Source organism: Mycolicibacter heraklionensis, from assembly GCF_001021505.1.
In the GTDB taxonomy this organism is placed as follows: Bacteria; Actinomycetota; Actinomycetes; order Mycobacteriales; family Mycobacteriaceae; genus Mycobacterium; species Mycobacterium heraklionense.
Genome location: NZ_LDPO01000032.1, coordinates 18,206 through 28,124, shown reverse-complemented (window position 1 = coordinate 28,124; position 9,919 = coordinate 18,206). Strand labels below are relative to the sequence as shown.

Here is a 9,919-nt window from a genome sequence, read left to right as displayed (position 1 = left end):
GACCAAGTCGCCGCCGAACTCAACGGCCGACCCCGCAAACGACTCGGCTGGCGAACCCCCGCCGAAGAACTCGACCGACTACTGTCAGACCCGTCCACATTTGTTGCAGCGACCGCCTGAATCCAGGCGGCTTGTCACCTATGAAACCGCACACTCGGCGTGTTCTATTGAGCTCCGCTACCCCGTCACTTCGAAAACACCGTGCGCCCCGTTCTCGGCGTGCCGCATGTCGTGATCCATGAACGGGTAGTGGCCGGGTTCGGGGAAGGTCATCTCGACGAAGCCGCCCTGGGCGGGCGCCAGGTCGAGGGCCTGGGAACCCCCCGAACCGCCGGGGGGCCGCAGCAGCCAGGCGCCCTCTTTGTAGACGGTGTCGAACTGGGTCCCGACGACGTGGAATGCGATCGCGTCACCCGGGCCGGCGTTGACCACCCAGACCCGTACCCGTTCGCCGGTGTGAGCCGGCAGCGGGGCGTGCATGTACTGGGCCGCGGTGCCGTTGAACATCCAGCCGTCGGGCTGACCGGCGCGGATCGCGGTGGTCTTGGCGTCGGAATCCGGCGGGCCCGCGTAGAGCTGGGCGCCGACCAGGGCGTATTCCCGGTCCACCGCCGGCAATCCGGGCGGGTCGATGATCACCGCCCCGTACATGCCGTTGGCGATGTGCAGCGTCATCGGCGGTGTACTGCAGTGATAGAGCCAGGCGCCGGCCCGGTGCGCCGTGAAGCGGTAAACCAGCCGCTCCCCCGGCGCCAAGGTGCGCATCGGCTGGTCCGGGGCGAGCGCTCCGGCATGAAAGTCGATGCCGTGGCCCATGCTCGCGTCGTTGATCAGGGTGATCTCGAAGGTGTCCCCGACCCGGCCGTGCAGCGTCGGTGCCGGCTCGACGCCGCCGAAGGTCCACCGGATCTCGCGGCGGCCGGGGGCGGTCTCCAGTTCCCGGTCGACGGCGCGCAGTTCCAGCCGATGCACACCCGGGGCGGCTGGAGCCAGCACCGCGTCGCGTGGCGTCCAGCCCGGCGACGGATCGGCGGCCAGATCCAGGACCGTGGGCGTGGACGAGCCGCTCTGACCGCCACCGGTGTGCTGATGACGCGGGACGCCGCCGACCGCATGGATCGTCATCTTCATGCCGGCGGCCCGGTGACCGGGTACGTCGCACCACGCCTCTCGGTCCTGTTGCACCGCACCGAGATCCAGCAGCGCGGTCTGGCCGCGGCTCAGCCGCGGGGTGTGCTCGCCGGTGTCGACGTGCAGGTCGTGCGGCAATCCGTCGGCGTTGGTGACCCGCAGCACCAGCCGGGTCCCGGCCGGCACGTCGATCACGTCCGGGGAGAACCGCATGTCCTTCAGCGTGACGTCGATGGTGCGTGCCGCACCGGTGACGCCGGCGGCCCCCGAGGGTGCGGAGCCGCCCATCCCCAGCGCCACTGCGACCGCGGCTACCGCGGCGACGGCGACGGCCCCGGTGATCGCCCGGGGATGGGGCGTGATCGCGTCGATGTCCAGCGGGCCGCGCAGTGCCACCGGTATCGCAAGCCGCAGGGCCAGCAGCACGAAGCTTGCGACCGCAACGGCGGCCAACGCCCAGCCGATCAACGGCAGCGGTGCCCGCCACGGCCCGGCCACCAGCGGCACGGCAAGGTTGATCGCGCACACCCGGGCCTGCCAGCCCTGGTCCAGATAGCCGATGACGGCCTTGCGGACCGGCGGACCGTTGGCCACCAGGATCGGCAGCAACTGACTCAACGCACCCAGCAGGATCTGGGCGACGAAGCCCACCGCCAGCAGCGGGAGCAGAGTGTGCTCCACCAATGCGGGCAACACCTCGACGGAGCGGGCCGCGATCAGACGGGTCGTCTCGACCACGACGGCGATTCCGAGCCAGAGTGTCGCGCCGACCAGCATCCAGGCCGCGGGTCCGGTGAAGCTGCGGCCGGGCCACAATCCCGCGATGGAAAGGCCGACTCCGACCGCGTAGCCCAGCAGACCCGCGGCCGTCAGCCACCAGCTGCCGGCGAGCAGGCCGACGGCGGCGGCGGCCAGACCTGCCGTCAGCGTCGGCAGCGCGCGGCGAGCCATCGCAAAGCTGCGCGGGGTGATCTTCTCGCGGATCGTGGTGGGCCACAAGGTGAACAGCGTGCCCATCACGGTCAGCCCGATCCAGCCGTAGAGCATCACGTGCACGTGGGTGGTCCACAATCGCGCATACCAACGGGCCACACCGACGGCCATCGCAGCACCGGTCGCCGATCCGGCCAGCAGCGCTGCGATCGCGGCCAGATAGAAACCGACCAGGTAGTCGAAACGCGCTGACAGGGCAGACTTCTTCATCGCGATCAACTCGGCGCCGTGAGCGACCGCGACCACGGCCACGGCTGTGCCCCCGGCCCCGGACAGCGCTTCGGCGTTGAAGGCCACCCCGGCCAGGGTCGCGATCACGGCGGCGTTGAGCAGTGCCAGCTTGGCCACCAGGTGCCACTGCGGCGGGTCGGGAACCCGGCACAGTGTGGTGGTGAAGTGTCCCGACCAGATCACGATCGCATTGGTGGCGGCACCGAGCAGCAACGCGTGGACCGGCAGCCAGATCGGGTGCGCAACGACGTTGTGCGCGGCGAGCAGCACCACCGCGACGGCCAGCCAGCCCAGCACCACGATGTTGGCGCCGAGGAATACCGGCCCGCGCGGTCCGCCCCGGCGGCGGGGCTTGACGACCGGCGCCGGCGGTGGCCCCAACGGAATCATGTTCGCCAGGCTACGGTGGCCGCGCGTCTAGTCGGAAGTGACCTTAGACATCGAAAGCCGTCGGTTTGATCCCGGCGTGCTACCGGGGTCGGTCGGTGGTGACCACCAGGCGGCCAGTGGTTTGACGAGCGGCCATGCGCTCCAAGGCATTCGGCAGTTCGGTCCAGGGCACCTCTGCGCCGACGACGGTGCGGATCTTGCCGGTGCGCAGCATCTCCAGGATCTTCGCGTGGGCGTCCAGCCCCTCGGAGCGGGCCGGCCAGTTGAAGCCCAGCGTGCGGCGGATTGCCACCGGGTCGTTGACGTAGACCAGGCATACCCCGCACACGTCGAAGTTGCTGTAGGCGATGGGCCGTGGCGAGAGATAGTCGCCGTCCTCCAAGGCGATGTCCTGGGCGAATCCCGCCATCAGATACCGGCCGTTCAGGCCCATGGCGCGGAAGGTCTGCACCGCCACGTCCCCGCCGACCGCGTCGAACGCGACGTCGACACCCCGGCCGTAGGTCAGTTCCACGACCTGCTCGACCCAGTCGCCGTTGCGGTAGTTGATCGCGTGGTCGGCACCGAGTTCCTTGCAGAACTCGACCTTCTCGTCGCTGCCGGCGGTGGCGATCACCCGGGCGCCCAGCGCTTTACCGAGCACCAACGCGCCGGACCCGGTGCCGCCGGCGGCGGCGTGCACCAGCAGGGTCTCGCCCGGTTTCAGGCGGCCGCGCTCCCGCAGCGCGAACCAGCCCAGGTGGAACGGGTAGTGCAGGGCCGCACCGTCGACGTCGCTGACCCAGTCCGGCAGGTCCAGCGCGGTCGCCGCGTCCACGATCGCATACGAGGCGTAGCCACCGAACGCCATCACCGGGATGCCGACGATGCGCCGGCCGATGAGATGTTCAGCACCCTGCCCGGCACTTTCCACGACCCCGACCGTCTCCATGCCGGGCACGAACGGCGGTTGCAGTGGCAGCGTGGTGTAGCGGCCACCGATGATGTCGATGTCGTTGAAATTGAGGCAGAAGGCGTTGACCGCGACTCGGATTTCGCCGGGTCCGGGCGCGCGCACCTCCACGCTCTGACGGGCCAGCACTTTGGCCGGGTCCCCGAGTTCGGTGGCGACCCAGGCGTCAGCGGTGATCGGTTGATTCATCATTCTCCCGTTAGTCGGCGACGAAGCGGTTTCGATAGTCGCGCAAGCGATTTGCGATCTCGTCTGCGTCCAGTCCGAGATCGGCCGGCTGGTAGTCGACCGCGCCGTAGCGCCCGCGTGGGTGATCAATGCAGAACTGCGTCATCGCTTCCTTCGCCCGGGTGTCGAGTGGCTGGTCCGCGAGCTCGTAGATGGCAGCGACGGTCCCGTCCTCATCTGCCATGAAGTCCTCGAACCGCACGTCGACGGACTGTGCCGCCGGCAGCACGTCGCGGTCACGCAGGCATCCGGTGAGCAGGTCGTCGGCCCGATCCAGCCAATACTTCGAGATCTTGACCGGGTCGGGATGGTCGCAGCCCATGCGCGCTGCGTAGCTGATCATGGTTGCCATCGACCGGGTCACTTCGACCGGATCACGATGGGTGACAACGAAAGTGGCATCGGGGAAAGTGGCATACAGCGCCGGGAACTGCTCCAGATGCTGTGGCGATTTGAGCACCCAGCGAGTGCCGCCGCGCAGCCATTGCAGGGCTTGCAGGGTGCGCTTCATATAGGCGTACGACGCGCTCTGATCGTGTGTCTTGTAGTGCTGCGCGAATGTCGGGACGAAATAGCTACATTCGAACAGCATTCCCGAGATGTCGTTGCCCAGCAGCTGGATCTCTTCATGCGCGTGGTCGACGGTCATGTCGTGCATGCGCTTGAACTCGGGCATCGAGGTGTTGATCAGATCCAAACCGACGGCACAGCGGTCGCGTCTGGCCTGCGGATCGGGCTCGCCCGGAGTGGCAACCGGTTCCATGCTCTCCCAGTACGGCAGGTACCGCAGCGCCGGGTCGGCGGCGATCAGGTTGTGCAGGTGGGTGGTGCCGGTGCGCGGCAGTCCGCAGATGATGATCGGGCGCTCGATCTCGACGCTCTCGATCTCGGGGTTCGCCGCGATCAGATCTTCCAGCCGAAGCCGGTTGACCAGGTGTCCCGCCAGTTGTTCGAACGCCATCGCCCGCCCGACGCCGGACAGGTCGGCCTCCTCGACCAGCGACCGGCACAGTACGTCGAGGCGCTCACGAAAGCCGTTGTCGCCCCAGTTGTGCAGGCCCGTTCGGTCGGCCGCGGCCTGCAGTAGGGCCTCCGGTGTGAGTTGCAGGACGGCGCCGTAGCCGGCCAGGCCTTCGCGCATCGGGCGGGCGGCCTCGGGATAGACCGGATTGGCAAGGTCGTTGAGCCGGATCGCGCCCGGACGAGTGGCGGCGCTCACGAGGCCAGCTCTGCGACGTCGACGACCCGGCAGCTCAGCGGGTCGGGGGTGGCCTCGGGCAGGAACCAGCGCAGCCAGATCAGGCCTTTCGACCGGCCCGCGGTCGACACCCAGTTCGGATGCCCGGGATCGGTTTCGCTGATCACGATCTGCCAGGACCCGTCGGGCCGGTAGGTGACGTGCGCGCCGTTGATCGTGACCCGTTCGCGGGTGTAGTCGTAGGTGTGCAGGAACGGGTTCCACAGGCACAGATTCCAGAACACGCACTTCGGTGAGGTTCCTTCGATGACCAGCGCCTGGCCGGGCTGCAGTTCGTAGGCGCCCATCGAATAGGCGGCATCACCGGCCGCCCAGCCCACCGTGCGACTCGGCACGGGATACGGATCCTGAAGCACGTTGGCCGGCAGTCGCACGGGCGCCATGGCGGCCTGCTCACGAATCCAGGTCCGCGCCGCGCGCATTCGCCGGCTCAGGTCGGCCCGGCTGTCGGGGCGCCGCGGAGTGTCATCAAGCGCCTCGATCTTCCACTGCACCCGCCGATCGGTGCCGGGGTCGGTGAGGTAGTCGCGGGTGAGGATGAACACGGCGTCGGGCTCCAGTTTGAGCCAATTGCCCTGCTGTTCTTGGGCACTGATGATGAATTCGAAGTTTCCTTCGGCGTCGCAACCGAGGTCGCGGTCGTTGATGGTGTCGATGATGCGGTCGCTGTAGCGGCCGTCATCGGGGCCGCCGTAGACGGTCATGGACAGATAGACCGCGTCGCCGCGCTTGCCGGTGACCCGGTAGCTGCGGCTCGGGTCGATCGGCGCCAGCTGGTAGAAGGCATCTGAATTGTCGCCGCCCCATTTGAGGTAGGGGCCGATCACGTCGACCAGGATCGGCTTGTCCGCATCTCCCCAGATGTAGGCCTCGGCGGCGACGCGCAGCAGGCTCAGCGCCCATCGGTAACCGTCGAGGACGTCGGCCTCCTCCAGCGGCGGATCGGCGTTGAGCAGGCGCTGCTCGACGGCACGGACCTCGTCGAGCAAGTCGCCGAATGCGACGGACAACTCGTCACTCATCCCGGTTCTCCTTCTTTCTCATTCCCTGCAGCAGTAGGGAACACAGCCTGTCGGCGGCGGCGTCGACGGTGTCGGTGGCCAAGACTTGGGCGATGTAGAAACTGGTGCCCACCAGTGCGTCGTAGGCAATCTCGACATCGACGTCGGCGTTGAGCACGCCTTGCTCGATGCCGGCGCGGACCAGCGCGGCGAACGCGGTACGGGTGGTTTCGTCAAGCAGCTGTTGGGTGCGGATGAACAGTTCCGGGTCACGGTGACGATCGGCCAGGATGCCCAACGCCGCGGCAGCCACCTCCGGTGAGCGCCAGAACTCGAACACGCCGGCGACGAATTGGCGCAGGTCGGCCTCGAAGTCACCCGAGCTGGTGAGCACGTCGCCGACCTCGGCGGCACCGAAGACCGCGTCGAACACCAGATGCGTCTTCGACGGCCAGCGCCGGTAGACGGTGGGGCGGCTGACGTCCGCCTCGCGGGCGATCGCCTCGATGGACACCTGGTCGTAGCCGTCTTGGGCCAGCAGCCGGCGGGTGGCCTGGGTGATGGCCTGCTCGGTGCGGGGATCGCGCGGGCGTCCGCGACCGGCCGGGGCCTGGTCCGGGCTTGCCGTCACTGTGGCATCCGCTGTCGGCGACTCACGCCCTAAACAATTACATTACGTAACGTAATTAGTCAACGGTGTTGCGGACGCCCCGACTGCGCAGCTCAGAACGCGTAGCGGTGGTACTGCGACATGTTCGCCACCGCCGGAATCAGCGACATCGCCTTGCCCAGCGCCCGGTAGCGACGGGGAAGTTCGGAGTAGGTGTCCGACTCGAACCAGCGCACCCACTCCAACAGCCGCGTACCCGGGACCGCGGCCAGAATCTCGCGGGGCTCATTGATCCCCCACTGCAGCGTCGCCCCGGAGCGGCGTACCACGGCGTTGGCCCACTGGGTCTTGATGCCCAACCGGTTGAAGGCGTCGAACTGCAACTCCCCGCTCGGGGCGTGCTCGACCACCCGGCGTAGCAACGCGACGCCGTCGGATTCGGTGAGGTACATGGTCAGGCCTTCGCCGAGCATCAAGGTCGGACGGTCGGCGGGGATTTCGGCGAACCACGCCGGGTCGGTGACCGACGCCGCCACCACGTGGTTGTGGTCTCGCTCGGGAAGTAGTTGCCGGCGCAGGTCGGCGACGTCCGGATAGTCGATGTCGTACCAGTCGACTCCGTCGCCCGGCTGCAGCCGGAAGTATCGGGCGTCGAGCCCACAGCCCACGTGCAGCACCACGGCATTGGGGTTGGTCGCCAGGAACCGGCGGGCCCAGTGGTCGAAATGCGCCGAGCGGGTGGTCACCGAGGGCGACCGAGCCGCGGTGATGGTGGTCTTGCTCCAGTCGTAGTCGATGCGTTCGACCACTTCCTTGGCGTAGCGATCCCCCAGGATGGGTTCGGGCAGATCGGCGTCCAGCGCCTTGGCGTACAGCGTCGCCAGCATGGTCTGCGGCGCGCCGCTCAGGTCCACCCGTGCCTTGTCATCGGTCATGCCAATCCACGCTAGCGCGGTCGCGGAAAAGCCGCGCGGAGCTGAACGCCGGTCGGCGTGGTGTTCAGTCCTTCGGCGTTATCCACTGACGTTCAACGGCTTTGACCAGTGCGGTCAGCGTGGCGTTCACCGGAACCTGTTCCCCCACCTGCGCGGCCGTGCGCACCACAGCACCGTTGATGACGTCGATCTCGCTGACTCGGTGGGCCAGGTGATCCAGCAGCGCAGACGGTTTGGCGTTCGGCATCTGCGCGCCGAAGGCCCGGACATGCGCCACCGGATCTGCCACGTCGATGCCGATTCCGGCGGCGCGGGCCACCGTCCAGGCTTCGGTCGCGGTGGCGCGGCTGACCGGTCCCATCTCCGTGTCGTCCATGACCTGACCCACCGTCATGCCGGTCAGCGCGCACGGCGCGCTGTAGGCGGCGTTGCAGATCAGCTTCTCCCACTGCATGGCGGCGATGTCGGCGACCGCGACCGCGTCGAATCCCGCCTCCGACCACACCCGAGCGATCTGATCGACAGTCGAAAACGGCAGCGCCGCATAGCCGCCGAACCGGACGGCACGCATCGCGTTGTGGTGCACATGTCCCGGCGCGGGACGCGAGGCTCCGAAGCCGCTAGCGATGCCCACCGCCACCCGGGCCGCGCCGACGATGTCGGCGACGGTGTCGGCCGACCCGAGTCCGTTCTGGATGGTCAACACCGGCGTGTCCTCGCCGAGCAGCGGCAGTGCCTGGTTGGCCCCGGCGGCGACGTCGGCGGCCTTGACCGCCAGCACCACCAGATCCATCGGCTCGGCCGGCGCGGTGGTGGCCGCGCGCATCGGAACCACCTGGTCAGGCTGCGGTCCGCTGATTCGCAGGCCGCCCGCGGCGATGGCGTCGACATGCGCGCTTGACCGGTCCACGGCCAGTACGTCGTTGCCGGCCGCCGCCAGCTTGGCGGCATAGATCGATCCCATGGCGCCGCATCCGATGACCGCGATCTTCATCTGCTCATCCCACCAGGTCGGCGATCACGGCGGCCAGGTCGGGCTTCTCCTCCAGCCCGAAGCCCGGGGCGTCGGTCGGCGCGATGGTGCCCTCGGCCAGCACGCAACCCGGCGCGTAGCCGCCGAACGGTGCGAACACCCCCGGGTAGGACTCGCAGCCACCCAGTCCCAGCGCGACCACGATGTGCAGGTTGATCAGGTGCCCGCCGTGCGGGAAGGCGAAGCGGCGGTCGAAGCCGTGCGCCTCGAGGACCTCGATCATCCGGGCGTATTCGGTCAACCCGTAGCTGAGCCCGGCGTCCATCTGGAAGATGTCGATGCCCGGCCGCATCCCGGCGTAACGAACCAGGTTGGTCGCGTCCCGCACCGAGAACAGGTTCTCTCCGGTGGCGACGGCACCGTCGTAGGCCGCAATGACCGCGGCGTTCAACGCAAAGTCGAGCGGATCACCGGGCTCTTCGTACCAGCGCAGGCCATACGGGTTCAGCGCTTTCGCCCACTGCACCGCGTCGGCCTCGTCGAACCGGCCGTTGGCGTCGACCGCGACCCGGGCACCGCTGCCGACGATGTCGATCACGGCCTCGATGCGCGCCAGGTCCTCGCTCGTCGACGCGCCGCCGATCTTCATCTTGACCGCGTCGTAGCCCATGTCGAGATAGCCGCGGATCTCGGTGCGCAGCCGGTCCAGGCCGGCCGCGGTGTCGTCGCCCGGGTAGTAGTAACCGCCGGCGGCATACACCGGGACAGCCGTGCTGACGGTGGCGCGGCCGAAATACCCGGCGATGGTGCGGTAGGCAGGCTCGTCGGCGAGTTTGGCATTGAGGTCCCAGCACGCCAGCTCCAGCGCGGCCGCCGCACCCGCCCGGTCGCCATGCCCGCCGGGCTTCTCGTCGGTCAGCGCACAACCCAGCACCCGCGCGGGGTCGATCCGGCCGGCGTCGTCCAGCAGCACCTCGGGGTTCGCGCGCAGCACGCGCGGGATCATCCGGTCGGCCAGGATGCCACTCTGCGCGAACCGGCCGATCGAGTTGAACGCCACCCCGGTCACCGGCTTCCCGTCACGGATCTGGTCGCTGACCACCGCGACCAGCGACACCGTGTGCCGGGAGAAATCCACCAAGGCATTGGCGACCTCGCCGCGCAGCCGCACCGGTGTCTCGATGATCTGGGTGATGCGCATGCGGTGTCAGTCCTCC

At 68.4% G+C, this 9,919-nt stretch carries 8 protein-coding genes; all 8 read right to left on the bottom strand.

Going from position 1 to position 9,919, the window contains the following annotated elements; translation table 11 throughout:
• Positions 1-177 precede the first annotated feature (177 nt).
• The 8 genes from ABW16_RS22435 to ABW16_RS22400 all read right to left on the bottom strand — a co-directional run bounded on the left by ABW16_RS22435 (position 178) and on the right by ABW16_RS22400 (position 9,903).
• Positions 178-2,745: a multicopper oxidase domain-containing protein gene (locus ABW16_RS22435; RefSeq protein ID WP_047321413.1), complete on the bottom strand. Its 2,568-nt coding sequence runs from the start codon at positions 2,743-2,745 to the stop codon at positions 178-180.
• A gap of 79 nt (positions 2,746-2,824) precedes the next feature.
• Positions 2,825-3,886 carry a zinc-binding dehydrogenase gene (locus ABW16_RS22430; RefSeq protein WP_047321416.1) on the bottom strand — a complete coding sequence of 354 codons (1,062 nt, stop codon included), beginning with the start codon at positions 3,884-3,886 and terminating at the stop codon, positions 2,825-2,827.
• A gap of 10 nt (positions 3,887-3,896) precedes the next feature.
• Positions 3,897-5,144 carry a sulfotransferase family protein gene (locus tag ABW16_RS22425; RefSeq protein WP_047321412.1) on the bottom strand — a complete coding sequence of 416 codons (1,248 nt, stop codon included), beginning with the start codon at positions 5,142-5,144 and terminating at the stop codon, positions 3,897-3,899.
• On the bottom strand, positions 5,141-6,205 hold the full coding sequence (locus ABW16_RS22420) for a DUF1214 domain-containing protein (protein WP_047321411.1): 1,065 nt from the start codon (positions 6,203-6,205) through the stop codon (positions 5,141-5,143). Before ABW16_RS22420 ends, ABW16_RS22425 begins: the two co-directional genes overlap by 4 nt.
• The gene (locus tag ABW16_RS22415) at positions 6,198-6,815 is read right to left on the bottom strand and encodes a TetR/AcrR family transcriptional regulator (protein WP_047321410.1); all 618 of its coding nucleotides are present in this window, start codon (positions 6,813-6,815) and stop codon (positions 6,198-6,200) included. Before ABW16_RS22415 ends, ABW16_RS22420 begins: the two co-directional genes overlap by 8 nt.
• 92 nt (positions 6,816-6,907) lie before the next feature.
• Entirely contained in the window at positions 6,908-7,729 is an 822-nt protein-coding gene (locus ABW16_RS22410; protein ID WP_047321409.1) for a class I SAM-dependent methyltransferase, read from the bottom strand.
• Positions 7,730-7,793: 64 nt separating this feature from the next.
• The gene (locus ABW16_RS22405) at positions 7,794-8,723 is read right to left on the bottom strand and encodes a ketopantoate reductase family protein (RefSeq protein WP_047321408.1); all 930 of its coding nucleotides are present in this window, start codon (positions 8,721-8,723) and stop codon (positions 7,794-7,796) included.
• A gap of 4 nt (positions 8,724-8,727) precedes the next feature.
• The gene (locus tag ABW16_RS22400; RefSeq protein WP_047321407.1) at positions 8,728-9,903 is read right to left on the bottom strand and encodes an enolase C-terminal domain-like protein; all 1,176 of its coding nucleotides are present in this window, start codon (positions 9,901-9,903) and stop codon (positions 8,728-8,730) included.
• Positions 9,904-9,919 lie beyond the last annotated feature (16 nt).

Coding starts and splice junctions, on each gene's coding strand:
- ABW16_RS22435 (WP_047321413.1), bottom strand. CDS start 2,745: ATGATTCCGTTGGGGCCACCGCCGGCGCCGGTCGTCAAGCCCCGCCGC.
- ABW16_RS22430 (WP_047321416.1), bottom strand. CDS start 3,886: ATGAATCAACCGATCACCGCTGACGCCTGGGTCGCCACCGAACTCGGG.
- ABW16_RS22420 (WP_047321411.1), bottom strand. CDS start 6,205: ATGAGTGACGAGTTGTCCGTCGCATTCGGCGACTTGCTCGACGAGGTC.
- ABW16_RS22410 (WP_047321409.1), bottom strand. CDS start 7,729: ATGACCGATGACAAGGCACGGGTGGACCTGAGCGGCGCGCCGCAGACC.
- ABW16_RS22405 (WP_047321408.1), bottom strand. CDS start 8,723: ATGAAGATCGCGGTCATCGGATGCGGCGCCATGGGATCGATCTATGCC.
- ABW16_RS22400 (WP_047321407.1), bottom strand. CDS start 9,903: ATGCGCATCACCCAGATCATCGAGACACCGGTGCGGCTGCGCGGCGAG.